Here is a 26,870-nt window from a genome sequence, read left to right as displayed (position 1 = left end):
CCCATTGCAAGTTCATCGGCTACACCGCGCCCGCCCTTGCCCTTCTTGAGAAAGCTGGTGCCGCAGAGATGCTGGACGAGGGGACTGTGGAGATCGATGGGCCCGACGCTGTCTCCAGCTTCCTCAAAAGTCTCCGCACGTTGCGGGTCTGGGCAAGAGAACCCTCGGTCAAACTTCCCTGAATGGAAAGAGCCCGGTTTTATCGGGGCTCTTTTTTATCTGATCTGGCGGTGATGGCGGCGATCAGCAGTCGCAAAGCGACCTTATCTCAGATAAAGAACCTGCCCCGCTGAAGAAGCCAGATTTTCCAAGTGAGCTCTTTGAAAGGAGTGGAACCGACGACCCGGTGGGTCCACTGTCTGATGATTGGTTTGAATTCTCCAGGCCGGGAAATGACTTACTCTTTGGAATAGCCGGCATGGGACCGCAGGACAGACAGTCCGCGGCCAAAACAACACGAGCGAAAAGTGGATATCAGAACTTTCCCCGCATAGATCTAAGCTTCGGCCGAAGCCGATGAGATGCGATGAAAACTAACGCTCCGTCGCCGTCGGGCTGGCTTCATCTGAGAAATTTCTCGTACAACTTTATCGCCGCTCTCTCCGTGAGCCACTCCGCACAATACCGTCGCCTACAGAATGAAATAGCCCTTCGATAACACCAACGGATCGTCGAAATGGATGGAGAAATCAGCCTTCCCATCGCCATTGACGTCGCCATAGAGATAGGTGTCGGAAGATGTCTTGTCATATCGCAGCTCACCGGCCTTCTTCGAAAAGGCGTCCGTGCCGATGAAGCTGAAGGCGTCGTTGGCGGTGGCTGCCAGCTTTGCGTCGATCCTCGAAAGATCAATCCGGTCGCCGGCCTTCCCATCGAAATCGTAGATCACATCGCGTCCCGTGGGTGAGCGCGTGGAATCCTTGAGCGCGAGGAAGCTGAAGGTATCCGCACCAGATCCGCCATAGAGCTTGTCTGCCCCCACGCCTCCGATCAGTCTGTCATCGCCCCTGCCCGCGTTGATAAAGTCGGCGCCGATGCCGCCTTTCAACGTTTCCGCCTTTGCAGTCCCTATGATCGCTTCGACCTGATCCATCACGCTGATAGTGAAGGTCCTTGTCCCCTTGTTTACCCCATCGAAGGCCTGCACCGTCACGGTATCCGTCTGCACCTTCTCGAAATCGACAGCCTTTGCGGTAACCAGCTTGTTGCCGACGATCTTGAACAGGCCGCCTGCATTATCCGTCAGTGTGTAGCTCATCGCCTTCCCTTCCGGGTCGGTGGCGGAGAGCGTGCCGACAATAGTTTCGATCTTGCTGTTCTCAGTTACGCTTGCCTTGGAGAGCGCAATCGATGTCGGCGCTTCGTTGACATTCGTGACCCCGATCGAGACGTTCTTGCTCGTGCTTTTGCCGCCTGCGTCAATCGCAACGATCGTGATGGCATGGCTCTTGGCCGTCTCGTAGTCGACCGCTTTGGCAAGCTGCAGCACGTTGCCAACAATTTTGAACAGACCGCCGGGGTTGGACGACAGGCTGTAGGTGATCGCCCCGCCTTCGGGATCGATGGCTGAGAGCGTACCGATCGTCGTGCCGACTTTGCTGCTTTCCAGTACGGTCGTCTTGGAAAGCGCTAGCGATGTTGGCGCTTCGTTGACATTCGTGACCCCGATCGAGACGTTCTTGCTCGTGCTTTTGCCGCCTGCGTCAATCGCAACGATCGTGATGGCATGGCTCTTGGCCGTCTCGTAGTCGACCGCTTTGGCAAGCTGCAGCACGTTGCCAACAATTTTGAACAGACCGCCGGGGTTGGACGACAGGCTGTAGGTGATCGCCCCGCCTTCGGGATCGATGGCTGAGAGCGTACCGATCGTCGTGCCGACTTTGCTGCTTTCCAGTACGGTCGTCTTGGAAAGCGCTAGCGATGTTGGCGCTTCATCGACGACATTGATTACCCCGATCGATACGCTCTTGCTGATACTATTACCGCCCACATCAGTCGCGACGATCGTAATGGCATGGCTCTTGGCCGTTTCGTAATCGATCGCCTTGGCAAGCTGCAGCGTATTGCCAACGATCTTGAAGATTCCACCAGGATTGGACGACAGGCTGTAGGTAATCGCCCCGCCTTCGGGATCAACGGCCGAAAGCGTGCCGATCGTCGTGCCGACCTTGCGATCCTCCGCGACGGTCGATCTGGAAAGCGCAAGCGATGTCGGTGCGAGGTTACGCAGATCCAGCGTGCCGTCGGAGAATCTGGCCATTTCAACGCCTAGCAGCGTGTCTTGCCCGTCATTGGCCCCCGGACGATTGTCCGTGATGGTGACAAAACCGCCAGGGAGTTTCGCCACGGTATAATCCGCTCTCTTGCCCGAGTAGACGGCGACATCCGTTCCAGCACCGCCATCGATCTGATCCGCGCCCCCTCGTCCGCGCAGGGTATCGCTGTATCGCGAGCCGACCAGCCAGTCGTCGCTATCCTCGGCTGCCAGCGTAACCGCCGATGTCAGCGCAGATCCGTTAAGACTGATGCCTGACGTGAGTTTGAGCTTGCCGGACAAGTCGAGCGTCCCCCCGGCACCTGAAAGGGTTAGGTTTTCCAGCCTGTAGATCGTCGAGAACGCCTTCAGCTGCTCAAGGCTAGCGGTGAGTCTATACGACTGCAGGAACTCGACGTTGATGAACGTACTTGTCCCCAGATCGCCGTTAAACCAGAACCAATCTGTTCCCGTTCCGCCGTCGACAGTGAGGGCAAGCTTTGCATCATCGCTCGCCGCCAAGACATCGTCGCCGGCGCCGCCATTCATGACGTCGCGACCCCTGCCCTCGATATGATCGTTTCCATCCTGTCCATTCAACACATCGGTGCCATGGTCGAATTCGATGCCATAAGCGTCGCCGCTGTGACCGATGAGAATATCGTCGCCCGCGCCACCATTGATCGTGTCATTGCCGTCGCCGCCGGTGAAGACATCCCTCGCTGCACCACCATTGAACGTATCGGCGAACTCGGTTCCCACGATCCAACCGCCTTCAGGACCAGCAGTGACGGTGATGGCGCTTTCCAGCTTCGTGCCGTCCATGAAGTAGGATTTTCCCGCGAGATCGAGCGCGCCACCTGCACCGATTAGCCAGATATGATCGACCGATACCTGCGAGAAGAGCGCGAGGTCGGCGAAGCGGATGGAAATGCTGCCGCTCCAAGACACAAGTTCCTCGACATTGGTGTAGGTGACACTGCCAAGCGCGTTGCCAGAGACCACATCCCAGCCGTCACCGCCGTCGACGGTGCCGCTGCTCGTTTCGTCCATGACGAATTTATCATCTCCTGAACCACCGTTGAGGACATCCGTGCCGCTGCCGCCATAGAACGTATCGTTGCCTTCGCCGCCGTTCAGCGTGTCGTCTCCGGCCTCGCCATGCAGCGAATCGTTGCCAGCATCACCGTTGAGCGTATCACCGCCGTCGCCACCCTTGATCTCGTCATCGCCACGATTGCCCGAGAGCACATCGGCATAGGCCGAACCGACAAAAACGTCATTACTGGTGCCGCCCGTCGTCACAAGACCGGAGCTCAGCGCGCTGGCGTCGAGCAAGACTACGCGGTTGGTTTCGATGCGCGGCAACGTCAGATCCAAGTTGCCGCCTTCACCAACGAGACGGATATCGTAATCGTCACGCAAATAGGGGCGGATGCTGGAAACACTCATCAACTGCGAAATCGACGCAATGAAGGTGTAGGCGGTGATCCGCTCTACATTGACGAAGCTCATCGTCCCGAGCGACGCGGTTTCCTCCTCTACGGTTACGACGTCGAAGCCGTCACCGCCATCGAATGTTCCGTCCGCGATGTAACCCAATAGACCCAGCTCGTCGTCCCCCTCTTCACCGTAATAGGTGACGTGCTCGGTGCCCTGGAGGATGTAGAACCGGTCATCGCCTCCGCCGCCGTAGATGATGTCCGTCCCCCCTCCGACGCCGTTTGCACCCAGTACTTCGCTGCTATCGGTTGCCGTTATCGTGTCGTTGCCTGCGGTCATCGTGAAAGTGGGCATGCGGCGGATCCCAATGAAGTGTTGAAATAACGGCACTGTCGTCCGCACACATGGGGCGCGGACCGATCGTGATGATGAAAACTGTGCGGACGGGATCGCCGGCTTGCGGGCTTTTCAGGCGGCGCGATCCTCCGAGCCGATTGCGATACAGGCTGCAGCGGCGAAGGACTATGCAATTCCGGCATGAACGGCAGATTTCGGCGAGCGGTAAGCTTATGAGCCGTTCCGGCGAAGCGTATCGGACGGGCGTTCGCCGAAACGCCGTCGATAGGCAATTGCGAATCGCCCGAGCTCCCAGAACCCGAGCTGCATGGCTACGGTGGTCACCGACGTGGTGGCGGGATCGCCCGCAAGAAGACGATCGCGAACATGATCCAGGCGGCAGTCCCGCGCAAACTGCATCGGGCCCTGGCCGAGAAACTCCTGGCAGGCGAGACTGAGGGTCCGCTGGGCAACACCGACCTCGACGCAGATGTCGCGAAGAGACAGCATTTCCTCCGGCCGATCGTCCATAGCCTGCTTGAAACGGGTGACGATCTGGCGATGCCGGCCGAGCGCGGCACGGTCCCGGCGCACCACACCCTGCGTCAGGCTGCCGACGAGAACGTCTAGGATCGTCCCGGAGAGCGCCCTGGCCGGTTGCGGCTCGGTTATGACCCAGGGAGTGTCGCGCGCGAGGCGGGCCATGTCCGCCATCAGGGCAACTAACGAGGCCATTCCCGCCTCCGGAGCGACGAACATGCGGTCGTCATCGAGCGGCACGCCATGGTCGAGACCGGTCACCTCCGATCCATAGGCTGCCAGCCGTTCGAACGGCACGGTGACGATGCCGAAGGCCCAGGGCTGGCCAGCGGGAGACGAGGTGACGATCCGCTCGTTCGGGCGGAAGTGAAAGATATGTCGGCCGTAGAGGCTGCGGCCGGAAACGCGCCGTACGATGCCCGGCTCGGTCGCGAACATGAAGGTATGAAGGTTCGGCGCTCCCGCCGTTTGCGCAATGCCCTGCGCGAAACGGCCCGCGCCAACGCTCAGACGATCGAACGAGACGCGCGCAAGTGTTCCATGAAATAGCTTCCCACTTCGGCCGGCGGGCCGCGGCGACGCACCTCCGGAATACATTCCTCCGATTGCCGACGCCATCGCCTCCGGATTCACGAAGGTTCCGTAGCTGGCGCGGGCGAGATTCTCAATTGTCGGATGGGTGCTCATTCCGATCCACCGTCAAGAGCGGCCATTGCCACTGAAAATGGTCAACGCTCGGTGAAAATCTCATCTGAGGTCCTTCGGCGGAGAGTTGATGGCATTCCTTCCTGGATCAGACCGATGTCTACCCAGATCAGCCGCCGTTGTCGACAAAAAATTGTAAAAGAGAGTACTGCATCCTAAGGTTATTCTGCACGCCTCCCACTACATTCGCTGGAATGGCGGCCGGTCACCAGTATGTTGAATATCGCTGCGATTTGACCCAGTTTTTCATTTGGCGCTGTGCCGGCTAAAGCGACACAAAGGCTTGGGGAAAAAGCGTTCTTCTGGCTACGCGTGGGTCACGGTGAACTAACAAACCGGGTCAAATTCAGGCAAAAATCAACAGCACTAGGATACCGTGCACGGCGAGATCCGCGTTCAGCGACGCCACCAGGCTTGCGAGTTCCGCTTGCGTGGTCTCCTCCGGCAGCGTGTGCTGGGTGGAGTTGAAGCCGCATTCCTTGGCCATACGGCCCTTGGCGCCGACATAGGCGTGGCTCGCCGGATCATCGCCGACGATGACGACGGCAAGCCCGGCCTTCACCCCTGCCTCATCCTCAAGTGCCGAGGTCGCGGCCTTCACAGCCGCGGTCACCGACGCCGCGACTTTCTTCCCGTCAATGCGCGTCGCGATCCCCATGGTTCAACCCATACGCTCTGACGCGTAGCTGCCGGGGCTCGGCGGGAAGACGATGGTCTTGTTGCCGTTCATGAAGGTGCGGTGGTGGATGTGGGCGTGCACGGCGCGGGCAAGCACCTGGCTCTCCACGTCCCGGCCAATCGACACATAGTCCTCCGCAGACTGCGCATGCGTGATGCGCGCCACGTCCTGTTCGATGATCGGACCCTCGTCGAGATCCTCCGTCACATAGTGCGCCGTCGCACCGATCAGCTTCACGCCGCGCTCGAACGCCTGCTTGTACGGGTTGGCACCCTTGAACGACGGCAGGAACGAGTGGTGGATGTTGATGATCCGGCCCGACATCTTCTTGCACACCGCATCCGACAGAACCTGCATGTAGCGGGCGAGCACGATCAGTTCGGCGCCGGACTGTTCCACCACCTCCATCAGGCGCGCTTCGGCCTGCGGCTTGTTCTCCTTCGTCACCTTGATGTGGTGGAAGGGGATGTCGTGGTTGACGATGACCTTCTGGTAGTCGAAGTGGTTCGACACGACGCCGACGATGTCGATCGGCAGCGCGCCGATCTTCCAGCGGTAGAGCAGGTCGTTCAGGCAATGGCCGAAGCGCGACACCATCAGCAGCACCTTCATGCGCTCATCGCTGTCGTTGAAGCGATGGGTCATCGCAAACTTCTTGGCGACCCGCGCGAAGCCGGCCTTGATGTCCTCTTCCGACACGCCTTCCTGGGACAGGAAGGTGAGGCGCATGAAGAACAGGCCGGTTTCCAGGTCGTCGAACTGCGACGAATCCGAGATGTAACACCCCTTCTCGGCGAGGTAGCCGGTGATCGCGGCGACGATGCCGCGGGTCGATTGGCACGATACTGTCAGGACGTAGGAGGTCATCTTTTCTCTTATTTTCTGCTTGAAGTCTGGAAGGAGCCGCTAGGAGGCAAGCAACTGCTTAAGCTTGATATCCGGGTTTGCAAGCGCTGCGGGATCGGGCCGTCTGCCGGCCGCAATCAGCATTTCGGCGAGGCGAATTTCGCGGGCGACCGCATTGCCCGGTCCGATACCGCTTGCGGCAAGCAGCCGGCCTTCTCCATCGAGGTGGAACATGACAAAGGTATCAGGGGAGAGGTTGCGCCGGATGATCGTCGTCGCCCCATCGGTAAGCCCTGCGACCTGCAGCGTCACCTCGTACTGGTCAGACCAGAACCACGGCACGGATGTCTGGGGGGCGGCCGCGCCGGTCATTTTCGCCGCGGCGCGAATGCCCTGCTCCTGCGCGCTTCGCCAGGATTCAAGGCGCAGGCGTCGGTCACCGAAGTGAGCCGAGGGAAATGAACAGCAGTCACCGGCGGCAAGAATGTTGGGATCGCTGGTGCGCAGGCTGCTGTCGACCGAGATCCCGTTCTCGATGGCGAGGCCTGCCTTCGCGGCGAGCTCCGTGTTCGGAACGGCGCCGATGCCGACAACCAGAATATCTGCGACAACGCGGTCCGCGTCCTCAAGGTCAATCGAGACGTCGGCATCGGTCTCCGTGACGGAACGGATTTTCACCCCGCAGCGGATATCGACACCCGCCGCGGCGTGGCGCTCCGCGATCAGCGCAGCGATCTCAGCGGGCACGCCGCGCGACAGGATAAGCGGTTGCCCTTCGAGCAGGATCACCGACGCACCAAGTCTTCTCGCACTGGCTGCTAGTTCGAGGCCGATAAATCCGCCGCCGAGGATGGCAATACACCGGCCAGCTTGCAGGAATGGCTGGAGACCCGAGGCGTCAGCATGTGTTCGTAGCGAGCGGATGCGACCAAGCGGAGAGGCAACATTTTCAAGCTCTCGCGGTCGCGCGCCCGTCGCCAGAAGCAACATGTCGTATCCGAGCGTGGTGCCATCCGAGAGCTCCACGGTCTTTCGCTGGCGATCGATATCCGTTGCGGTCACGCCGGTCCGGACTGCAATATCGAGGTCTTCGTAGCGGCCAGCATCCGCAATCCATTTAGGCTCGGCTCCCTTTTGAAGGCCCTCCTTGGATAGAGGTGGCCGTTCGTAAGGTAACAGGGTCTCGCTACCAACGAGTGTCACGTTGCCCGCAAAACCAAGCTCGCGTAAGGCCAGGGCAGCACGAGCACCGCACTCGCCTGCGCCAATGATAACGAATGAAGTCATTGCACGAGCCTTTGCTGTTGTACTGGCCAAATTACTGGTTCGTCCGGGCGATGGCGATCAGGTGTTGGCGAAAGGCGGCCCTCATCTCTTTGAAGCTTGCATATCCGCTCCGGGACGCGAGACGGATGATGGTGGTTCCCGACACGCCGCAGATTTGCGCTACCGATTGCAGAGATCCGAACGCGATGATTTCCGGCTTGCTGAGAAGCAGCCGCATGGCTTGTTCCAGAAGGGCCGGAAAATCGATACGGCGTTCGGCAATCAGCTGCTTGATAACCTGTATGCTCGGCGGAGCAGTATCACTTACCGGAGCTAGCATTTCCAATCTCCTCAAACTGTGCGGGACTTCTGGTCGCTCCAACGCAACCGTTTGGGTTGGGCTGTCGGAGGCCTGACGCCCATTCCCGGCGTGAGTGCCTCGGGAAGATCTTGCTCAATCAAGAAGGCTCGCAAGCGAGACGGGGCTGCCGGTTTTGATGGATAGGGTCGCGGCTTCCGCCATGGCGAGCGCGGCGACGCCGTCTTCCAGCGTCACCGGTAGCGGCGTTCCACCTTTCACCGCCTCAACAAACGCCGCCCATTCCGCAGCATAGGCCGGCATGTAGCGCTCGAGGAAAAAGTAGGTGGGCTTTGCGCCCGTTACGCCCTTCGTCGTCGATTTCACCACGGTGTTTTCGAGTATGTTCTGCGCCTGAAGCAGACCTTCGGAACCAAGCAGTTCGACGCGCTGGTCGTAACCGTAGACTGCCCGGCGGCTATTCTTGATGACGGCGATTCGGCCGTCCGCATAGGTAAGCGTCACAACGGCCGTGTCGACATCACCCGCCGCCCCGATTTCCGTGTCAACGATGGACGAGCCGACTGCCGTTACCGTGACTGGCGGCGCGCCCATGATGAAGTTCGCCATGTCGAAGTCATGAATCATCATGTCCCGGAAGAGACCGCCTGACACCTTGATATAGGAAACCGGCGGGGGTGCCGGATCGAAGGACGTGATGGAGAGCAGTTCGGGCTTGCCGATCTCTCCGGCATCGACCGCCTTCTTCAGCGCGGAAAAGTTCGGATCGAAACGACGATTGAAGCCGATCATCACCGGGCGCCCAATGGAGGAAACCGCCTTCTGGCAGGCGCGCGCCCGCGCAAGGCTAAGATCGACCGGCTTTTCGCACAACACCGCCTTGCCGGCAGCCGTCGCCCTTTCAATCAGGTCGGAATGGGTGTCCGTGGAGGTGGCGATCAGCACGGCGTCGATCGCGCTGTCCTCCAGAATGGCGGATGTGTCGTGTGCTTGCGCGCCATATTGGGCCGCGATTTTTTCGGCGGCGGCCGTGTTGATATCGGACACGGCGACGAGCGTGCTGCCGGGATGGCTGGAGATTGCCGTAGCATGCACGCCGGCAATGCGGCCGGCGCCAAGAAGGCCAACTTTAAGCATGGGTTTTCCTCTTCTGATCAGAGACCGAGTTCGGCCTTTAATGCGTTGAATTCCGTGTCGCCGATCGCGACATTGTGCTGGGGCTGCGGATAGGCGCCCGTGTTCACGTCCGCGATAAATTCGCTGAAGGCGGCAATGCGCTCCTTTTGGAGCCTGTCAAATTCGACCGCGAAGTTGCGGTAGGTCTTTGCGTGGCGCGGCCGATGTCCATCGGTGTGGCCGAGCACGTCTTCTGCGAAGAGGTATTGCGCATCGGCGCCGGGTCCGGCGCCCATGCCGAGCATGATCATCGTGGTGTTTTTCGAGATCAGTTCGCCGACACGATCCGGCACGACCTCCAGCTCCGCTCCGAAGCAGCCGATCGCTTCGAGCTGCTTGACGTGTCGGTAAACTCTAGCTGCCTCCTCGGCCGTCTTGCCCACGGCGCGAAACCCGGTCCAGGTAATATAGGAGGGGATGAGCCCTACATGGGCGACGACCGGGACGTGGTTGTCGCAAAGCACCTTCTGGATATCCAGCGAGGCGGCACAATAGAAGCAGTCGCCGCCCATAGCGGAGAAGTGGAAGGCGGCGCGCAGATAATCCTCAGCTGTTGCAAGCGGCCGGCCCTCGAACGTGCCCCATCCGCCGAACGGAAGCCCGACCTGCACGAAGCAACGGCCAGCCGCTTCGCGCATTTCGGGCGAGAAGAAGCGCCCCTCAATCGAGAGCATGTGGATGCCCGCGGCATCCGCAGCAGCGGCTTCCTCGAACGTGGTGACATAGAGCATCGAGATTTTTTCGCCCCGCGCCTTCATAGCGCGGATGTCGGAAACGGTCGGGCGTGTGTTCCTGTGAACCATAGTTACACCGTGAATGCATTGCGGAAGGCTTCGAGGGCGGCTTCTGGATCGCCCGAAGCGAAAGCCTCCATGCCGACCGGGCCGGCGTATCCCATTGTCTTGAGCGCCTTGGCGATGCCATGCCAATTCACCTCGCCGGTGCCCGGCTCGCAACGACCTGGCACGTCGGCAACCTGTATTTCGCCGATCCATGGCAGGCATTTTCGGCATAGCTCGATGAGGTTCCCCTCGCCGATCTGGGCATGGTAAAGGTCGAGATTGAGACTAAGCCGCGGGTGATTGATGCTGGAGACGAGCGCTAGCGTGTCCTCAGCCCGTCCGAACGGCACGCCCGCGTGGTCGACGGGCAGGTTGAGGTTTTCCAGCGTAAAGATGACGTCTTCAGCTTCGGCCATTTCGGCCACACGGCACAGCGTGCCGCGCGCCTTCAACCACATCGCACCGGTCACGACCTCGATGGGTTGGACGGGAAGTCCCCCCTCGCCCAGCCCCGTGCCGTGCAGGTTCAGCCGCTGCACACCGAGACGCCTGCCGATCTGCGCCGTTTCTCGCGCGGTGCGCAGAAGCTCGGCAGCGCCCTCGTCGTCGGTCAGGCGGCCGGCGAGATAGCCGTTCATAATGGTGAAGGTGGCGCCGGTGGCTTTTAGCTTCGCCAGATCGTGCGCCGGCCAGTTCCACAAACCAACACCAAAGCCCATATCCTTTAGGCGGGAGGCCCGCCATTCGATGGGGCGGTCCCGCCAGATCATTTCGGCGCAGGCCGCCAATGCAAACTGTGTCATTGTCTCAAATCTCTATGAAAACGTCGCCATCCTCGACCTTGACCGGCCAGGTGCGAAGGTTGATGCAGGCAGGCGCACGCATCGCCTCCCCGGTCTTGTAGTCGAAGTGCGCACTATGCTTCGGACACTCGATGATGCCGTCCATCACCAGGCCATCAGCGAGGTGCACGTTTTCATGGGTGCAGATGCCGTCGATGCAGAAGAATTCGTCGTCCGGACTGCGGATCACCAGAAAGGTGCGTCCGCTGTGATCGAAACGAATCTGCTCTTCGAGTTCGACGTCCTCGGTTGCGCAAGCGCGGGTCCAGGTCCCCATGTCTTTGTCCTTTGGCAGTTAAGGGTCTGTTGAAGCGGTAGCGTCAGGCCGACGCACCCGCATGCTGAGGCACATGACCGTCATGCGTCTCCATGTAGCCGTCGATCTGGGCTTCGAGTTCCGCCATGGTCTCGCCACCGGCCATCAGGTCGGTGATCTCTTCGCGCGACTTTTCCCCCTTCCGGAAATCGGCGGCGACCGCGCCGCGGATCAACACCGCGAAGTGATCGCCGACCGCCATGGCATGCATGACCTGATGGGTGATGAAGACGACCGCGAGACCCCGCCGCTTCGCCTCGTTGACGATCCGCAGGACATGGGTGGCCTGCTTCACGCCCAGCGCCGCCGTCGGCTCGTCGAGGATCAGGACCTTCGCGCCGAAATGTACGGCGCGGGCGATGGCGAGGGCTTGCCGCTCGCCGCCCGAAAGCCCGCCGACCAGGCGGTCGCCATCCTCGATCCGCGTTATGCCGAAGTCGCGAACCGCCTTGACGGCGATCTCGTTCGCCTTTTTCCGGTCAAAAATCTTGAACGGTCCCCAGCCTTTAGTCGGCTCGACGCCGATGAAGAACGAGCGGCCGATGCTCATCAGCGGGAACGTACCCCCAAACTGATGGACGGTCGCGATGCCGCGGTTGCTGGCATCTCGCGGGCCGGCGAATTCGATGGGCTTACCGTCCATCTCAATCGTGCCGGAGTTCGGGCGATACACACCCGAAAGCGTCTTAATTAGCGTCGACTTGCCGGCGCCGTTGTCACCGAGCAGGCAGAGGACTTCTCCAGGACAGATATCCAGCGAGATGTCCTGGAGGACATCGATCGGGCCGAAGGACTTGCAGATGTTCCTAAGCTTCATGATGGGCGTAGACATGATCGACCCTCACTTCTTCTTAGGCGAATAGGAGAGCGCCATGCTGCGGAAGGTGTTGTTCATAAGCACCGCCAGAAGCAGCATCACGCCGATGATCAGGCTGGACCAGTTGCGGTCGAAGGTCGTGAAGTAGATGCCCTGGTTGACCACGGCGAAAGTGATGGTGCCGAAGAAGATGCCGACGATCGAGCCGAAGCCACCTGTGAGCAGCACGCCGCCCACCACCACCGAGATGATCGAGTTAAAAATGAAGGACATGCCGGCGGAAACCTGCGCGGAGTTGAACAGGATAGCCTGGCACATGCCGACGAAGGCCGCACTCGTTGAGGAGAGGACGAAGAGGGCGATGGTCAGACGGGCTGTCGGAATGCCGGCATTGCGTGCGCTGACCTTGTCGCCGCCCATGGCGAAGATCCAGTTGCCATAGGGCGAGTAGTGGATGACGTAGATGTAGATCGCCGTCAGCGCCAGCCACCAGAAGATGATGACCTGGAACGTGTTCGCCACGAACCGGCCGAACAGAAACTTAGCGAGTTCCGGTGCCTTGAGGGCGACGCTCGTCGTACCTGTCAGCAGAACCGATAGGCCGAGCACGAGGCCTGCGACAGCAAAGAGCGTGCCGAGCGTGACGATGAGGGACGGCACGTTGGTGCGCACTACGAGAAATCCGTTCACCAGCCCAACGACGACACCAAGGCCGAGGGTCGCAGCGATACCGAGCCAGATCGGAAGGCCGTAGTACCCGGAGATGATCGCGACCGTCATGGAGCCAGCTGGGATCATCGAGCCGATCGAAATGTCCAATTCCCCGGCGATCATCAACAGACCGATGGGAAAAGCGACGATCCCGAGATTTGCGGCGACATTCAGCCAGCTTGCCGCACCTGCAGGCTTCAGGAAATCGATGCTTCCGAAAGCGATGAAAAAGACGAAGACGCCGAAAAGGCCGAGACAGGCGCCCGCTTCTGGCCTGCGGAAAAGGCCGCCAATGGAAAAGCTTGTTGCCGGTGATGGCGCCGGTGCCTTGGCAACGACAATCGGCTGGCTTGCGGTTTTCGAGTTCATGATGGTTCCCTACCCGGCTTTGCCGTGTTGTGGCGGTGGCCGCTCCCTGGGGAGGTCACAGGGAGCGGCCCTGAAGCGGGCCGGTCAGCGCGCGCCCTTCGACACGCCTGCAAGCGTCGATTCGATGTTCGACGCATCGACGATGCCCGGTCCAGTCAGAACCGGCCTCACCGGCAAATCCGTTCCGAAATCGATGTGGGAGGCAAGCAGCGACACCGCGAGAAGGGACTGGAGATACGGCTGCTGATCGATCGCAAAGAGCTGCGCACCGTTTTTGATGCGATCGAGGCTGGCTTCGTTGAAGTCGAACGAGCCAAGCTTGACGGTCTCCACCTTGCCGGCTTGCTGAATCCCGCTTGCGGCGGCATCGGCGTCGCCGGCAGCGATCGTGATCACGCTGTCGATAGTGCCGTCTTGGGAAAGCGTCGCCTTGACGGCTTCCGCAATCGCGGTCGGATCTCCGAAGCTTGTCGCCGGCAGCGGCAGCTGCTTGCCCGCACCGCCCGTCTTGGTGACACCATCAATGACGCCCTTGCAGCGTGCTTCCTGGTTGGCGCTGCCCGGCAGCGTGTTGACGCAGAGCACATTCTTCTGACCGTTTTTGCCGAAGTATTCTCCGCCAGCGACACCGGCGATGTACTCATCGGACCCGACATAGTTGATTGCGCCGAGTTCCTTGGCTTTTTCGAGAGAACCAGCGTTCATCAGGATAACTTTGATGCCGCTTTCGACCGCCGCCTTGATCGCTTCGTCTTCCGCTTCCGGAACCCAGTTGGGAATGACGATGCCGCTGACGCCCTGGCTGACGGCGGTGCGCACGAGGCCTGCCGCATCCGGACCGAGATTGTCATAGGTCTGGAGTTGCAGGTAGGTGACTTTGCCGCCATTCGCCTCGACGACGAACCGGCTGTCATCGACCCCCTTCTTGATCTTGGTCCAGAAGGCGTCGTCGGTCTTGCCGCCGACGACCGCAATGTCGGCAGCCAAAGCGACACTTGCGGTGAGACAGACGGCAACCGTGGTTGCGAGCGCCCTGGTCATGGTGGTCAGTTTGGTCATCGGGTTTCCTCCCCTGTGTCCGCCGAATGGCGGGTTGCAATGTTGACTGGATGAGTCGAAGCGATCCGCTTTTGGAAAGCACCCGCCTCCTCGCGGGTGCTGAGCATCAACTGCGATCAGGAATTTGCACGCGCTGCCTTGGCGTTCATGCGCTCTTTCTTCTTCTGGAAGCGCGCCTGCATCTGCACGTCGCCATCCTTCGTGCCGTCGTGCCAGGTGCCGAACCACTTATCGAGCGGGATCAGGCCATCGCCGCCGTAGTTCACCTCGAAATACTTATGGTGCAGATAGTGGGCATAGGCATGCGTATCGATCGGCGTTTCCTCTGTGATTTCCAGCTTGTCGAAGCCGATGTGACCGTTGACGGCGCCGAAGCCGGCAATGTGAAGCTGGAACATCGCGACGATTGGGTTGGACGGGATGACGAGGTGCCAGAAGGCGACAGCATGGTAGAGAAAACCCTCGACCGGATGCATGGACAGCGACGACCACGGCGACGGGTTGACCGAGTTGTGGTGTACTGAGTGGATCCAGCGATAGAGCGGTCCCCAATGGATGAGCCGGTGGATGAAGAAGAAGTGAACTTCGTGGATCATCGGCGCCACGGCGACGAGGAAAGCGAGGTAATACGGATTGTCAGCCCAGCTCAGCCACGGCACCCAGCCATTGGCGAACACCCAGAGGAAGAGGACCTCGACCAGCGTCCACAGCGGGATCGAAATGAAAAACGAGCGCAGAAAGTTGTCAATGTTCTGGCTCTTGAACCAGAAGACATCGGATGGTTGCTCGCCGGGGAATTTGGCGTTGTATTTGAAGCGATTGCCCTGCTTGCGCTTGACGTAGAAGAGCAGCTCGACTGACCCGTAGAAGACGAAGATCGCGCCCGCATTGACGGCGTACAGCCAAAGCGGCCACCCCCAGCTCAGCGTCTTCATCACCGCGACATCCGGGACGACATAGAACCAGTAAAGTAAGGCCGTTGCCATATGAATGGCATTCCAAGGCCAGACATATTCCGGCAGCCACTTCAGCACGGTCATGAGCTTCGGCGGCCAGGCCCAGAATGGCGCAACCTCGATGTGTCCGTTCGGTGCCCAGTCGCCGCGCTTGTTGCGCGTTCCAAAATTGTGATCGTCCATCGTCATGCCTCCGGGCGTGGCGCGCCTTGTCGTCAAAAGGGGAGGAGAAACCGTGCCGGCGCTCTGTCGCGGCCACAGCACGACGGTCCCCGGACGAAAGCCCAAAGCGTGCAGTCCCAACGATGTCGAAGGCAGTTCCTCCAGGCGTGTGCGTCGCGTTTCGCGCCACCCGCCGTCTCTGAACAGACAATGCCAACTTGACGTCTATTAAATCAAGGCGCATTTCTCTTTCAGGGTACGAACGTATCATTCGTCTCATAAAGCCGATCAAATGATATATTTCATCTCATGGGGATTCCGTGCGCAGACCGACCATCCGCGATCTCGCCGAGGCGGCCGGCGTTTCCATCGCCACGGCCAACCGGGTTTTGTCCGGTGCGGAAAATGTGAGCGGCAGCACGCGGGAGAAGGTCCAGGCGGCGGCGGCGACGATCGGCTTTTACGGACTGGGGGCGATACAGGCGCGCAATGCTGCGGCGCGCCCCAAATACCGATTCGGCATACTTCTCCTCCAGCCGCACCGCCCGTTCTACAGGCTGGTCGCGCGCGCCCTCGTGGACGCGGCCGCACAAGCCACCTCGGCCGACGTCGATCTCAAGATCGAGCATCTGGAGGACCTCTCGCCGCAGAATACAGCCGAACGGGCGCTGGCGCTGGCCGAAGAATGCGACGCCATCTGCATCACCACGGCCGTGCACCCTGTCGTCGCCCAAGCACTCGCTGACATCCAGGCAAAGGGCATCCCGGTCTTCGCGCTGATCTCGCAGCTCGCCGCAACGGGGCAGATCCACTATATCGGGCTCGACAACTGGAAAGTCGGCAGAACCGCCGCCTGGGCCTTCGATCACATCTGCAAGGCGCCCGGCAAGATCGGCATCCTCATGGGCAATCCGCGCTATCGCAACCAGGAAATGAACGAGACCGGCTTCCGCTCGTATTTCCGCGAGCACGCGCGGGACTTCGTGCTGCTCGAACCTCTCTCGACATTTGAATCCTCAGCCGTCGCCCAGGAAATGACGGAGCGACTGCTGAACGATCATGCAGATCTCGCGGGCCTCTACGTCGCCGGCGGTGGGATCAGCGGAGCCCTCGCAGCGTTGCGCGCCAGCGACCGCGCTGGAAAACTGGTCGTGGTCGGCTACGAATTGATGGACAATGTCAGGGCCGCCCTGCTCGACGGGACCATAACCCTCTCGATCGCCCACCCCCTGGCCCGCCTGGCAAGCGAGACCATCACCGGCATGACAAGGGCAATGACGTCAAACGGCGAAAATGCCAGCCATACGAGGATCGTCCCATTTGACGTTCATACGCGTGAGAATCTCTAGCGCTAAACAACAATCCTTCAAGCTCTTGAAGGGATACGGACCCACGACCCTCTTTCTCGAATACAGGTAACCCTCTGAAATCCTCAGCGGACGGACGTCGGGTCGTTTGCGGGGACGGCTGATAGGGAGCCGCGAGCGGACCGTCCGGTTCTGGAGGCCGGGGCGGTCGAGCCCTATGACCGCTTCCGACCCTATATCGGCCGTTCGCTATTGAGCTGGAAACTCCAAAAGCAGGCATTCGCTTGCAAACCGAATAGCGGTTCTGCGCCGCAATGTGACAAACGTCTCGCACACCGCTTTTGCGTATCCGGCAGTGCCTTGACAACGTCGTTGCCCAGGAGCATTCAGCGTGCGGTTGCTGACGCCTGCCGCTCGCCGGATAGTCCGATGGTGAAGTTCAGCCCTAGAAACCCTGATCGCTCCTCTTAAGGCGGTTCATGGCAAAGCGAGCTCCCATGAGATGTCCCGCCCTACGAGGCTACGCTCATGCCCTCCGCAAGCCATGGGTTCACCCATGACCCGATCGCGAAGGTTCTCCTTCGCACCGCACTTCCCGTTGTTTTTTTGACAAGCATCAATGGACTTCTCACTGTAGTCGACGCGATGCTGCTTGGCATCTTTGTCGGTCCGGAGGCACTGGCCGCCGTCACCTTGATGTTCCCCGTCTCCATGCTGTTGTTGGCGCTCTCCGCCATGGTGTCGTCGGGCATGGCCAGCATCGTCGCGCGACAGCTCGGCGCCGGTCGCCTGTCGGAGGCAAAGGCTACCTTCGCCGGCGCGCACGGGTTGTCCATTTTGATCTGCGTCATCCTGGGCGTGGCTCTCCTAGCCTTCAGTCAACCCGTGATAGCCGCCGTCACATTAGATCAGGCGCTGGCCGCAATTGGTCATCAGTTCCTGATGATTTCGGTCCTCACATCACCAATCATGTTCCTGGTTTCCGTCCATTCCGACGCTCTACGCGTTGAAGGCAAGATCGGTTTCATGGCACTGGCAGGGCTTCTGGTCTCGCTCGGCAATATTGCTTTCAACATCTTGCTCATTGCGGGCTTCGGACTTGGCGTTGCCGGATCGGCCTGGGGCACTGCGGCTGCGCAAGGCGTCGCCCTCGGAGTGATGCTGGGGTTCCGCCTGGCCGGTAAGGCACGCCTGCCGGTTCCTACGCCGAACCGAAACTGGTTGGCGGGATGGACAGATATTCTTGCGCTGGGGGCGCCACGCAGCCTGAGCTTTTTTGGGATCGCCCTTGGCGCGGCAGCGACCATAACGTGTGTTGGTCTCTACGTTACCACCGGCAACGATGCGATCATTGCCGCATATGGCGTCGTGACGCGGATCATGACCTTTGCCTATCTCCCACTAATGGGGCTGAACCTTGCGATGCAGGCTGTGGTCGGGAACAATTACGGCGCTGGTCATCAGGACCGCGCGGTCGCCACCCTCCGACTGTCGATGCTGCTTGCATTGATTTACTGCGGATTGGTGGAGGCAGTCCTGTGGGTATTCAGAGGAAGCCTGGGGGGCGTATTCTTCTCCGATGACGCTTTGGTCGGGGAAGTCGGACGCATGCTGCCCTTCTATGCTGCGCTCTATTTTACAATGGGGCCGACGATGATGGTTGCCGGTTACCTGCAGAGCATAGGCGATGCCAAGCGTTCGGCTTTGCTTTCTGTGGCGCGGACGTACCTCTTCGCAATCCCGCTCACCTTCGTCCTGCCCCTCTTGATGGGTGAGACGGGTATCTGGGCGGCTTTGCCGGTTGCGGACCTGATGCTGGTCTTTATCACGGTTGTGGTGCTGTCGCGCCGCGACGGGGCTTTGCAGCGAGGCTCGGACGAGACGGACTAGCGTGGTGGATGCCACTCTGCACAACCGCCCTCGATAAACACTCTCTCGGAACGGCAGCTATTGCCGTTTGCCGTTCCGAAAACAGCCAGTCTGTTTCCCAACTAATGAATATCACTGGGATTTGACCCAGTTTTCCATTTGGCGCCGCCCCGGCTAGAGCGACACAAAGGCTTGAGAGAAAAAGCGTTCTTCTGGCTAAGCGTGGGTCACCTTGAACTAACAAACCGAGTCAAATTCAGGCAACAATCAACACTGACGCGGCTGTTATCACCACATCGAAACGCCCCATGAGGCTTGCAAACTCGTCACACAGTTCCCCGGAGCGCCAGACGAAAACATTGTCGCGCCACGCGCCGTTACTGATTTAGGTGCCGAGGAAATCTGCCATTTCGGCATTGAAAAAGGTTTTGGTCCGCGGGCCTGCGAGGATCGGGTCGATCCGGCGTACACATTCCTGATAGTGCGGCGTCTTACGGTGCTCGTCGACGGCTTCCGGCGAGGTGAACACTTCGTAGATCGTGAAGCTGTTTTCGTCTTCGGGATTGCGAAGCACGTCAAAGCGCACATTGCCCCGCTCCTGCCGGGTGCCCTCGTAATTGATGCGGAACGCCTCGAGAAACTCCGCGGCATGGCCCGGCTTGACGTTGATGCTGACCATCTGGATGAGCATGTCTTATTCCTTGTTATATGTTGAAGTCCTAGATGAAAGGGTCAAAGGCCCGGCGCTTTCCACATCGCCGTGGTGACGCCCTCGTCGACGAGCTGGCGCTGCAGCGCATAGGCGCGCGCCCAGCGCTCGCCGGCCTCGTCGTAGATGGCCTTGTGTTCGACATTCGGCTCGAAGCGCCTGTCCCAGCGCACCCAGCCTTCAGCCGCTTCGACGAAATCGCGGCGAAGGCCAATGCCGATGGCGGCCGAGGCGGCGCAACCGAGCGCGGTCGCTTCCTTGACGACCGGGGTTACGACCGGAAGGCCGGTCGCGTCGGAAAGGATCTGCGACCAGTGGGCGGATTTCGACGCACCGGCGGCGAAGACGATCTTGTCCGGCGTCTTGCCCGAGAGCCTGAAGATGGCCGACAGGTTGCGGGACGCGACGATGGCCGCGTTTTCCTGCAGCGCCCGGAATATCGCCGCCTTGCCGGATTTCTCCGGGTCGATCGACAGGTTCAGCAGCGACGGCGCGGCGTGATACCAGTTGCCGTAGTGCATGACGTCGGAGAAGACCGGGATGATGCCGTAGGCGCCGACAGGTACGCTTGCCGCTTTCTCCTCGAGAAGCTTGTAGGCATCGCCGCCCTGCCCGGCCGCCGCCACCTCCTCCGCGCCAAAACTGTCGCGGAACCAGCGCATGACGATGCCGACGAAAAAGCTGATCGCCTCTGCCTGATTGAGGCCGGTTACGACATGCGGATTGATGCGCAGGTCCATGGACGGGTCGGAGACATCAGGGCCGACATTCACCACCTGCTGCCAGAAGGTGCCGCCGAGCACGGCGCAGTCGCCCTCGTTGACTACGCCGATGGCAGCCGCGCCGCTCTGGCAGTCGCCGCCGCCCATGACGACGGGGGTGCCGGGGGCAAGGCCGGTCTCATCCGCCGCTTTTTCGGTGACGCGGCCGATGATCGTGCCCGGCTCGACACTTTCAGGGAAGATATCGTCGCGCATGCCGGCTTTCGCCACGGCTTCCGGCAGCCAGTCGCGCTTCGCGAGGCTGTAGAGGCCGGTGGTACCGGCATTGGAGGGATCGCTGGCGATGACGCCGGAGAGACGCGCCAGGACCCAGTCGGACAGCATGCTGATCCGGTCGATGCGGGCATAGACATCCGGCAGGTTGCGCTTCAGCCAAAGAAGGCGCGGCAGGGCGCCGAGCGCGAAGGTCTGGCCGCTCTGCGCATAGAGGTCGCGTTCCAGGCCCGGAAAATCGCGATTCAGGTCGCGCACTTCGCTGACGGCGCGGCTGTCGACATTGGCGCAGGCCCAGATTTCCCGTCCAGCGCGATCATAGGCGACGATGGCCTCGCGCATGCTAGTGGCGCTGACGGCGCGGATATCGGCGGCCGTTATGCCGGCCTCGGCAATCGCCTGCCGGATGGCGCGCGACAGGAGCGACCAGTTCCCCTCCACATCGAAATCCATGGAGCCCGGAAAGCGCGGATCGGCCTTGTGCCACCATTCGTGCTGGGCGCTGGCGATCTGGTTGCCGTTCTCATCGAAGATGACGGCGCGGCCGCTGCCGGTGCCGGCGTCGACAGCCAGCAGGTAGGAAGTCGTCATAGGTCAGTCCTTGATCTCGATGAGGCCGGCGGCCGTCGTCTCGTCGGTGATGAGGATGCCGACGAATTTACCGCGCAGCGCCGCGTGAATGGCCTGTACCTTCTGGATGCCGCCGGCGGCCGCCACGACCTTTTCGGCACGCGAGAGCGCCGCGAGCTTCACGCCGATCACCCGGTCGTGCAGCGGCAGGTCTAGCGGCTCGCCGCGCTCGTTGTAGAACTGGCAGAGGATATCGCCGACCGCGCCCTTGCGGCGCAACGGCTCCACCTCGTCGGGGCTGACATAGCCCGAGCGCACGACGGTGGAGGCGGCGGAAAGCTCCCCGATGCCAACGAGCTGGTAGGTGGCGTTGAGCGCCATGTCGAGCAGGTTGGCAACCGCCGGCTCAGAGGAGAGATTGCGCGCCACATCCGGATCACGCACGACAAGCGGCGCAGGCACCAGATGCACGCCGCTGCCCCAATTGGCCGTGCGCATGCCGTCGACATATGTGCCGACGCCGCCGGTGAGGCTGACCAGGCCGATATTGCGCTCGTTGGCGAGATGGCCGAGCCGCTGGATGGTGTTGGAAACCGTCGCGCCCCAGCCGACCGCCAGAAGATCGTCCGTCTGCAGCCGCTGCATGAGAAACTGTGCGGCCGCCTGCCCCAGCCGGTCGCTCGGGTCTTGGTCGGGAAGCTGCGGCACGACATAGGCCTCGAGCAGCCCATAGCGCTCCTTGATCTGCCGCTCCAGCGCCAGACAGCCCTGGTAGCGCGAGTTGATGCGCACCTGGATGATGCCGGAGCGTCGGCCGCTCTCGAGCAGGCGCGAGACCTTGATGCGCGACATGTTGAGCTTTTCGCCGATCTCGTTCTGCGTCAGCCCGTCGTTGTAGTAATACCACGCGATGCGGGTGAGGATTTCCTCGTCCGTATCGGCGTAGCTCCATTCCCCGTTGTCCGTCGCCATGCAAGCGGCCCTTTCGGTCAATTTCTGATCATTTGAATAGCAAAAAAACTTTTGATACGTCAACGTATCCGTGCGGCGAAAAATTCTTTGCCGTCGCAATTCGTTGATTTTCGCTGGTAAATCATATTTTGCAGCGCAATATTGGGTCGACATGGCTTCTTCGTGCAGCTTGAGCATATTGACGCCCCGCTGTCGCTATGATCACATGATTGTCACGAATTACATGTGAACAGGTGCAGAATGACGGATAGCCCGGCGGCCGGGAGGGTCGCGAAGCTGACGGACATCTGGAAGTCCTACGGTGCCGTTCCGGTGCTGAAGGGCGTTTCGCTCGCCTTGCAGGCCGGAGAAGTGCACGCGCTTCTCGGCGGCAACGGCGCCGGCAAATCGAGCCTCATGAAGATCATGTCGGGCGTCATCCCGGCCAATTCCGGCGCCATCGAAATCAACGGCCGGGCGCTCGCCCATGCCTCGCCCGCCCATGCCCAGGACCTCGGTCTCTACCTGGTGCCGCAGGAAGCGCATATCCTGCCCAACCAGAGCGTTCTGGAAAATATCTGCCTCGGCCTTGCCGCCTCGCCCAAGGCCCTGCGCCCGCGTGTCGAGCAGCTCGTCGCGGAACTCTCCGTCTCGCTCGACCTCAACGCGCAGGCCGCCGCCCTCGAAATCGCCGAACGGCAGATCGTCGAGATCCTGCGCGGCCTCGTGCGCGATGCGCGCGTGCTGATCCTCGACGAGCCCACCTCCGCCCTCACCCCGTTCGAGACGAGCGCGCTCTTCCAGCGCGTGCGCAAATTGCAGGCGCAGGGCGTCGGCATCTTCTTCATCTCGCACAAGCTGCGCGAGATCCGCGAAATCTGCGGCACGATCAGCGTATTGCGCGACGGCGTCATCGTGCTCTCCGGTCCGCTCGACGGCTATAGCGACGCCGAGATCATCGACGCGATGAGCCGCGTGCAGATCACGGAGGCTTCGGGCAAGGACCGCACCGGCCGCAAGGTCTCGCAGATCGGCCAGCCGCGCCTCAGCGTGCGCGGTCTCAGCGGCGAGGGTTTTCGCAATATCAGCCTCGATGTGCGGGCGGGTGAAATCCTCGGCCTTGCCGGCGTTGTCGGCGCGGGGCGAACGGAATTCGCCGAAACGCTCTTTGGCCTGCGCCCCCAGGCGGCGGGCAGCGTCGTCTTCGACGGCATGGAGTTGAAGAAGCGCTCGCCGCGCCTCTGCATCGACCGCGGCCTCGTCTACCTGCCGGAAGATCGCCAGCAGCATGGCCTCTTCCTCGAAGCCCCGCTCTTCTGGAACGTCTCGTCCTATCTCGTGCACCGACTGCCCTTCTTCCTGCGCCCCGGCGCGGAGCGGAAGGCTTTCGACGAATTCCGCGCCAGCATGGGCATCAAATGCACCGGCCCCGGCCAGGAGGTGCGCGGCCTTTCGGGCGGCAACCAGCAGAAGGTGCTGCTGGCCAAGTGCCTGTCCGCCCGGCCGAAGGTGTTGATTCTCGACGAGCCGACGCGCGGCGTCGACGTCGCGGCCCGCAACGATATCTACGACCTCATCCGCAAGCTCGCCGCCGAGGGCGTCGCCATCGTCCTCATCTCCTCGGATTTCGACGAGATCGAACAGCTCGCCGACCGCGTCGAGGTCATGGCGTTCGGCCAGCCCGGCGGGGAGCTGACGGGCGACATCTCGGTGGACACCATCGCCCGCCTTGCCTTCGGCGCCTCGGAGGCCCGTCATGCTTGACCTCTTCGCGCGCAACCGCGTCGCAACGCTCATCGCCGTCCTCGTCGTCGCCTATGCCGCCATCGGCGCGGCCGCACCCGGCTACCTCTCCGGCGCCACGGCCTCGGTCGTCGTTTCCAACAGCCTTGTCTTGATGCTGATTTCGCTCGGAACGACGATCGTCATCCTGACGCGCAACATCGATGTCTCCAGCGGCTCGGTGCTCGGCCTCAGCGCGGCCGTGCTCGGCCTGTCGCTCAATGCCGGTATCAGCCTGCCGCTCGCCATCGCCTTCTGCCTTGCGACCGGCGCTGCCGCCGGCGCCTTCAACGGATTGATGGTCGCCTATCTCGGCATCCCCTCCATCGTCGCCACACTCGGCACGCTCGGCCTTTATCGCGGCATCATGCTCGTTCTGACCGGCGGGCGCTGGATCGAGGACCTGCCGCAGGACCTGAAGGCGCTCGCCGGCAATCTCGGCCCCGGTTTTTCCGCGCTCACCGTCGTCGTGCTCGCCCTCGCCATCGTCGCATGGCTGATGCTGCGCAAAACGCGCTTCGGCCGCTATTTCTACGCTGTCGGCGACAACCGCGCCGCCGCACACCATCTCGGCGTGCCGGTCAAGCGTGTGCAGTTTACCGCCTTCATCGCGACCGGCATCTGCGCCGCGCTCGCCGGCCTCGTCTTCGCGGCGCAGATCGGCTTCATCCCCAACCAAGCGGGCAGCGGCATCGAGCTGAAAGCCATCGCCGTCAACGTGCTCGGCGGGGTCAGCCTGCTCGGCGGCACCGGCTCGGTTGCGGGCGTCTTTTCCGCCGTCATCTTCATCACCTCCATCGACAGCGCGCTCGTCTTCCTGAAGATCCCCGCCTACTGGAACGACTTCATCGCCGGTGCGATCCTGCTCTCGGTCCTGCTGCTCGACGGGCGCATCCGCCAGATCATCGACCGCCGCATCCGCGCCCGCCGCTATGCCGTGCACGAGCGCAGTCCTGTCCAATCCGCTGAAACGACAACGGCGCGCACCGTGGAGGCAGGCCGATGAAGAAGCTCATCTTCCGCTGGGAGAGCGCCCTCCTTGCCATGCTCATCGCCGAGCTTGTCATCTTCGGCCTCGTCAATCCGCGCTTCCTCAATGTCGCGAACCTAATCTACGGCACCTCCGACTTCGTCCAGATCGGCATCGTCGCCCTGCCTTTGACCCTCGTCATCATCGCCGGCGGCATCGACGTCTCCTTCGCCTCGGTGATCGGCCTTGCCGCCATCGTCTTCGGTGTCGCCACCTTCTACGGCGTGCCGCTGCCGCTTTCGATCGCGCTGGCGCTGGTCTCCGGCGCGCTCTGCGGCCTCCTCAACGCCACGATCGTCCACCTGTCCAAGATCCAGCCGCTCGTCGTGACGCTCGGCAGCCTCTACCTCTTCCAGGGCACCGCGACGGTCGCCTCAGGCCTCGTCGGCGCGGGCGGCTATGAGGGCATCGGCAATTTCCCGGAAGCCTTCAACGCCTTCGGTTATGCGGAAGTCCTCGGCCTGCCGGCCCCGCTCGCGCTGTTTCTCGCGCTCGCCTTCGTGCTGGTGGTGCTGCTGCATTTCACCCGCTTCGGCCGCGCCGTGTTCCTCTCCGGCCAGTCGGAAAGCGCGGCGCGCTTTGCCGGCATCCCGGTCGGCCGCGTGCAGACCATCACCTATGTCATCACGGGCGTTTCGGCTGCCATCGCCGGCCTCGTCATGTCGGCCTATTTCGGCTCCGCGCGCGTCGACCTCGGCTCGGCGACGCTGCTGCCCGCCGTCACGGCGGCCGTGCTCGGTGGTGCCTCCATCTATGGCGGCCAGGGATCCATCCTCGGCACCCTGATCGCCACATTCGTCATCGGCTACCTGCAGCAGGGCCTGCAGGCGGCCGGCGTCCCCAGCCAGATTTCCAGCGCACTTTCGGGAGGGTTGCTGGTTGTCGCGGTCGCACTGCGTCACGGAAGCGCAATGCTGGCCGATTTCATCGCCGTCGCCCGGCAAAAGAGACAGACCCGGGTGGCAGTCACTTCAGGAGGAGAATGAGAATGATCAAGACCGTTATGAAATCCAGCGCTTTCGCCGCCGCGCTTCTCGCGGGCACCGTGCTCGCCTCAGGTGCGGCCCATGCCGAAAACCAGATCGCCTTCATCCCCAAGCTGGTGGGTGTCGGCTTCTTCACCTCCGGCGGGGCCGGCGCGACGAAGGCGGGCGGGGAAGTCGGCGCGAAGGTCACCTATGACGGCCCGACGGAACCCAGCGTTTCCGGCCAGGTGCAGTTCATCAACAACTTCGTCAACCAAGGCTACAATGCGCTGATCGTCTCCTCCGTCTCGCCCGATGGCCTATGCCCGGCACTCAAGCGCGCCATGGAGCGCGGCGTGCTCGTCATGACCTGGGACAGCGACGTCAACCCCGATTGCCGCAGCTATTACATCAACCAAGGCACGCCCGAGCAGCTCGGCAGTCTCTTGGTCGACATGGCAGCTGAAGGTGTCACGAAGGAAAAGGCCAAGGTCGCCTTCTTCTATTCCAGCCCGACCGTGACCGACCAGAACGCCTGGGCGGAAGCCGCGAAGGCAAAGATCGCCAAGGAGCATCCAGGCTGGGAAATCGTCACCACCCAGTATGGCTATAACGACGCGCAGAAATCGCTGCAGACGGCCGAAAGCATCCTTCAGACCTATCCTGATCTCGACGCGATCATCGCACCCGACGCCAACGCCCTGCCGGCCGCCGCGCAGGCTGCCGAAAACCTGAAGCGCGCCGAAGGCGTCACCATCGTCGGCTTCTCCACGCCGAATGTCATGCGTCCCTATATCGAGCGCGGCACCATCCAGCGTTTCGGCCTGTGGGATGTCACGCAGCAGGGCAAGATCTCGGTCTATGTTGCCGATCACGTCCTGAAGAATGGCCCGATGAAGGTCGGCGACAAGCTGGAGATTCCGGGCGTCGGCACCGTCGAAGTCTCGGCCAACAAGGTGCAGGGCTACGACTACGAAGCCGACGGCAACGGCATCATCCTGCTTCCCGAGCGCACGGTCTTCACCAAGGACAATATCGCCAACTTCGACTTCTGATCAGGCATAAGCGGCGGGCGGCTTCGGCTGCCCGCCGTATTCATTCCGAAAAACAGGAC

The 26,870-nt window shown here is 61.4% G+C and carries 23 protein-coding genes and 1 pseudogene; 7 read left to right on the top strand and 17 right to left on the bottom strand.

Annotated elements, in window-relative coordinates; translation table 11 throughout:
* Positions 1–182: hypothetical protein (locus MUO32_RS24540; protein WP_257950990.1), on the top strand; the 182-nt coding region annotated here is incomplete at its 5' end.
* 449 nt (positions 183–631) lie between these two features.
* On the opposite strand, the gene MUO32_RS24535 is transcribed toward MUO32_RS24540, so the two are convergent.
* The 14 genes and pseudogenes from MUO32_RS24535 to MUO32_RS24470 all read right to left on the bottom strand — a co-directional run bounded on the left by MUO32_RS24535 (position 632) and on the right by MUO32_RS24470 (position 15,599).
* Positions 632–4,051: a cadherin domain-containing protein gene (locus tag MUO32_RS24535; protein ID WP_257950989.1), complete on the bottom strand. Its 3,420-nt coding sequence runs from the start codon at positions 4,049–4,051 to the stop codon at positions 632–634.
* A 213-nt stretch (positions 4,052–4,264) separates the two neighbouring features.
* Positions 4,265–5,260 (bottom strand): helix-turn-helix domain-containing protein, encoded by a 996-nt coding sequence (locus tag MUO32_RS24530; protein ID WP_257950988.1) that lies wholly within the window; start codon positions 5,258–5,260, stop codon positions 4,265–4,267.
* Positions 5,261–5,636: 376 nt separating this feature from the next.
* A pseudogene (locus tag MUO32_RS24525) lies at positions 5,637–5,930 on the bottom strand (tetrahydrofolate dehydrogenase/cyclohydrolase catalytic domain-containing protein); the annotation flags it as partial.
* A 9-nt stretch (positions 5,931–5,939) separates the two neighbouring features.
* Positions 5,940–6,824 (bottom strand): formyltetrahydrofolate deformylase, encoded by an 885-nt coding sequence (purU, locus tag MUO32_RS24520; RefSeq protein WP_257950987.1) that lies wholly within the window; start codon positions 6,822–6,824, stop codon positions 5,940–5,942.
* A gap of 39 nt (positions 6,825–6,863) precedes the next feature.
* Positions 6,864–8,090 carry an NAD(P)/FAD-dependent oxidoreductase gene (locus tag MUO32_RS24515; protein WP_257950986.1) on the bottom strand — a complete coding sequence of 409 codons (1,227 nt, stop codon included), beginning with the start codon at positions 8,088–8,090 and terminating at the stop codon, positions 6,864–6,866.
* A gap of 31 nt (positions 8,091–8,121) precedes the next feature.
* Positions 8,122–8,409, bottom strand: a complete 288-nt coding sequence (locus MUO32_RS24510; protein ID WP_257950985.1) for a MurR/RpiR family transcriptional regulator — start codon at positions 8,407–8,409, stop codon at positions 8,122–8,124.
* A gap of 114 nt (positions 8,410–8,523) precedes the next feature.
* Positions 8,524–9,525 (bottom strand): inositol 2-dehydrogenase, encoded by a 1,002-nt coding sequence (iolG, locus tag MUO32_RS24505; protein WP_257950984.1) that lies wholly within the window; start codon positions 9,523–9,525, stop codon positions 8,524–8,526.
* Positions 9,526–9,542: 17 nt separating this feature from the next.
* Positions 9,543–10,367 carry a 3-methyl-2-oxobutanoate hydroxymethyltransferase gene (locus MUO32_RS24500; RefSeq protein ID WP_257950983.1) on the bottom strand — a complete coding sequence of 275 codons (825 nt, stop codon included), beginning with the start codon at positions 10,365–10,367 and terminating at the stop codon, positions 9,543–9,545.
* A gap of 2 nt (positions 10,368–10,369) precedes the next feature.
* Complete coding sequence (locus MUO32_RS24495; protein WP_257950982.1) at positions 10,370–11,149, bottom strand: TIM barrel protein; 780 nt, start codon at positions 11,147–11,149, stop codon at positions 10,370–10,372.
* A gap of 4 nt (positions 11,150–11,153) precedes the next feature.
* Positions 11,154–11,465 (bottom strand): MocE family 2Fe-2S type ferredoxin, encoded by a 312-nt coding sequence (locus MUO32_RS24490; RefSeq protein ID WP_257950981.1) that lies wholly within the window; start codon positions 11,463–11,465, stop codon positions 11,154–11,156.
* Positions 11,466–11,508: 43 nt separating this feature from the next.
* Positions 11,509–12,336: an ATP-binding cassette domain-containing protein gene (locus MUO32_RS24485; RefSeq protein WP_257950980.1), complete on the bottom strand. Its 828-nt coding sequence runs from the start codon at positions 12,334–12,336 to the stop codon at positions 11,509–11,511.
* A 9-nt stretch (positions 12,337–12,345) separates the two neighbouring features.
* A complete protein-coding gene (locus MUO32_RS24480) occupies positions 12,346–13,326 on the bottom strand; it encodes an ABC transporter permease (RefSeq protein ID WP_308311335.1) in 981 nt (326 codons plus the stop codon).
* 159 nt (positions 13,327–13,485) lie between these two features.
* Positions 13,486–14,460 carry a substrate-binding domain-containing protein gene (locus MUO32_RS24475; protein WP_257950978.1) on the bottom strand — a complete coding sequence of 325 codons (975 nt, stop codon included), beginning with the start codon at positions 14,458–14,460 and terminating at the stop codon, positions 13,486–13,488.
* A gap of 116 nt (positions 14,461–14,576) precedes the next feature.
* Entirely contained in the window at positions 14,577–15,599 is a 1,023-nt protein-coding gene (locus tag MUO32_RS24470) for a sterol desaturase family protein (RefSeq protein ID WP_257950977.1), read from the bottom strand.
* A 299-nt stretch (positions 15,600–15,898) separates the two neighbouring features.
* Here MUO32_RS24470 and MUO32_RS24465 point away from each other — a divergent pair, with 299 nt between their 5' ends.
* Both MUO32_RS24465 and MUO32_RS24460 read left to right on the top strand, forming a co-directional pair.
* The gene (locus tag MUO32_RS24465; RefSeq protein ID WP_257950976.1) at positions 15,899–16,927 is read left to right on the top strand and encodes a LacI family DNA-binding transcriptional regulator; all 1,029 of its coding nucleotides are present in this window, start codon (positions 15,899–15,901) and stop codon (positions 16,925–16,927) included.
* 486 nt (positions 16,928–17,413) lie between these two features.
* Positions 17,414–18,775: an MATE family efflux transporter gene (locus MUO32_RS24460; RefSeq protein WP_257950975.1), complete on the top strand. Its 1,362-nt coding sequence runs from the start codon at positions 17,414–17,416 to the stop codon at positions 18,773–18,775.
* A 364-nt stretch (positions 18,776–19,139) separates the two neighbouring features.
* Here the strand turns inward: MUO32_RS24460 and MUO32_RS24455 are convergent, their stop codons facing one another.
* Genes MUO32_RS24455 through MUO32_RS24445 form a run of 3 tightly spaced genes read right to left on the bottom strand, consistent with a single transcriptional unit; the run spans position 19,140 to position 22,000 of the window.
* Positions 19,140–19,445 (bottom strand): antibiotic biosynthesis monooxygenase, encoded by a 306-nt coding sequence (locus MUO32_RS24455; RefSeq protein WP_257950974.1) that lies wholly within the window; start codon positions 19,443–19,445, stop codon positions 19,140–19,142.
* Between the two features lie 41 nt (positions 19,446–19,486).
* On the bottom strand, positions 19,487–21,049 hold the full coding sequence (gene lsrK, locus MUO32_RS24450) for an autoinducer-2 kinase (RefSeq protein ID WP_257950973.1): 1,563 nt from the start codon (positions 21,047–21,049) through the stop codon (positions 19,487–19,489).
* Between the two features lie 3 nt (positions 21,050–21,052).
* Positions 21,053–22,000, bottom strand: coding sequence for a sugar-binding transcriptional regulator (locus tag MUO32_RS24445; protein ID WP_160785049.1), 948 nt, complete (start codon positions 21,998–22,000; stop codon positions 21,053–21,055).
* A 240-nt stretch (positions 22,001–22,240) separates the two neighbouring features.
* On the opposite strand from MUO32_RS24445, the gene lsrA reads away from it, so the two are divergent.
* Genes lsrA through lsrB form a run of 4 tightly spaced genes read left to right on the top strand, consistent with a single transcriptional unit; the run spans position 22,241 to position 26,811 of the window.
* Positions 22,241–23,743, top strand: coding sequence for an autoinducer 2 ABC transporter ATP-binding protein LsrA (gene lsrA, locus MUO32_RS24440; protein ID WP_257950972.1), 1,503 nt, complete (start codon positions 22,241–22,243; stop codon positions 23,741–23,743).
* Positions 23,736–24,767 (top strand): autoinducer 2 ABC transporter permease LsrC, encoded by a 1,032-nt coding sequence (locus MUO32_RS24435; RefSeq protein WP_257950971.1) that lies wholly within the window; start codon positions 23,736–23,738, stop codon positions 24,765–24,767. The genes lsrA and MUO32_RS24435 overlap by 8 nt, the downstream gene beginning before the upstream one ends.
* Positions 24,764–25,777: an autoinducer 2 import system permease LsrD gene (locus tag MUO32_RS24430; protein ID WP_257950970.1), complete on the top strand. Its 1,014-nt coding sequence runs from the start codon at positions 24,764–24,766 to the stop codon at positions 25,775–25,777. The genes MUO32_RS24435 and MUO32_RS24430 overlap by 4 nt, the downstream gene beginning before the upstream one ends.
* Before the next feature lie 2 nt (positions 25,778–25,779).
* A complete protein-coding gene (gene lsrB / locus MUO32_RS24425; protein ID WP_257950969.1) occupies positions 25,780–26,811 on the top strand; it encodes an autoinducer 2 ABC transporter substrate-binding protein LsrB in 1,032 nt (343 codons plus the stop codon).
* Positions 26,812–26,870 lie beyond the last annotated feature (59 nt).

Source organism: Shinella sp. CPCC 101442, assembly GCF_024704725.1.
Classification (GTDB): domain Bacteria; phylum Pseudomonadota; class Alphaproteobacteria; order Rhizobiales; family Rhizobiaceae; genus Shinella.
This window is presented reverse-complemented; position numbering and strand designations above follow the sequence as displayed.

What these genes read in the sequence shown, in the direction of transcription:
- MUO32_RS24515 (WP_257950986.1), bottom strand. Translation starts at nt 8,090, where the DNA reads ATGACTTCATTCGTTATCATTGGCGCAGGCGAGTGCGGTGCTCGTGCT.
- MUO32_RS24535 (WP_257950989.1), bottom strand. Translation starts at nt 4,051, where the DNA reads ATGCCCACTTTCACGATGACCGCAGGCAACGACACGATAACGGCAACC.
- MUO32_RS24485 (WP_257950980.1), bottom strand. Translation starts at nt 12,336, where the DNA reads ATGTCTACGCCCATCATGAAGCTTAGGAACATCTGCAAGTCCTTCGGC.
- MUO32_RS24455 (WP_257950974.1), bottom strand. Translation starts at nt 19,445, where the DNA reads ATGCTCATCCAGATGGTCAGCATCAACGTCAAGCCGGGCCATGCCGCG.
- MUO32_RS24530 (WP_257950988.1), bottom strand. Translation starts at nt 5,260, where the DNA reads ATGAGCACCCATCCGACAATTGAGAATCTCGCCCGCGCCAGCTACGGA.
- purU (WP_257950987.1), bottom strand. Translation starts at nt 6,824, where the DNA reads ATGACCTCCTACGTCCTGACAGTATCGTGCCAATCGACCCGCGGCATC.
- MUO32_RS24475 (WP_257950978.1), bottom strand. Translation starts at nt 14,460, where the DNA reads ATGACCAAACTGACCACCATGACCAGGGCGCTCGCAACCACGGTTGCC.
- MUO32_RS24460 (WP_257950975.1), top strand. Translation starts at nt 17,414, where the DNA reads ATGCCCTCCGCAAGCCATGGGTTCACCCATGACCCGATCGCGAAGGTT.
- MUO32_RS24495 (WP_257950982.1), bottom strand. Translation starts at nt 11,149, where the DNA reads ATGACACAGTTTGCATTGGCGGCCTGCGCCGAAATGATCTGGCGGGAC.
- lsrA (WP_257950972.1), top strand. Translation starts at nt 22,241, where the DNA reads ATGACGGATAGCCCGGCGGCCGGGAGGGTCGCGAAGCTGACGGACATC.
- MUO32_RS24445 (WP_160785049.1), bottom strand. Translation starts at nt 22,000, where the DNA reads ATGGCGACGGACAACGGGGAATGGAGCTACGCCGATACGGACGAGGAA.
- lsrK (WP_257950973.1), bottom strand. Translation starts at nt 21,049, where the DNA reads ATGACGACTTCCTACCTGCTGGCTGTCGACGCCGGCACCGGCAGCGGC.
- MUO32_RS24470 (WP_257950977.1), bottom strand. Translation starts at nt 15,599, where the DNA reads ATGGACGATCACAATTTTGGAACGCGCAACAAGCGCGGCGACTGGGCA.
- MUO32_RS24500 (WP_257950983.1), bottom strand. Translation starts at nt 10,367, where the DNA reads ATGGTTCACAGGAACACACGCCCGACCGTTTCCGACATCCGCGCTATG.
- MUO32_RS24435 (WP_257950971.1), top strand. Translation starts at nt 23,736, where the DNA reads ATGCTTGACCTCTTCGCGCGCAACCGCGTCGCAACGCTCATCGCCGTC.
- MUO32_RS24430 (WP_257950970.1), top strand. Translation starts at nt 24,764, where the DNA reads ATGAAGAAGCTCATCTTCCGCTGGGAGAGCGCCCTCCTTGCCATGCTC.
- MUO32_RS24490 (WP_257950981.1), bottom strand. Translation starts at nt 11,465, where the DNA reads ATGGGGACCTGGACCCGCGCTTGCGCAACCGAGGACGTCGAACTCGAA.
- MUO32_RS24510 (WP_257950985.1), bottom strand. Translation starts at nt 8,409, where the DNA reads ATGCTAGCTCCGGTAAGTGATACTGCTCCGCCGAGCATACAGGTTATC.
- lsrB (WP_257950969.1), top strand. Translation starts at nt 25,780, where the DNA reads ATGATCAAGACCGTTATGAAATCCAGCGCTTTCGCCGCCGCGCTTCTC.
- iolG (WP_257950984.1), bottom strand. Translation starts at nt 9,525, where the DNA reads ATGCTTAAAGTTGGCCTTCTTGGCGCCGGCCGCATTGCCGGCGTGCAT.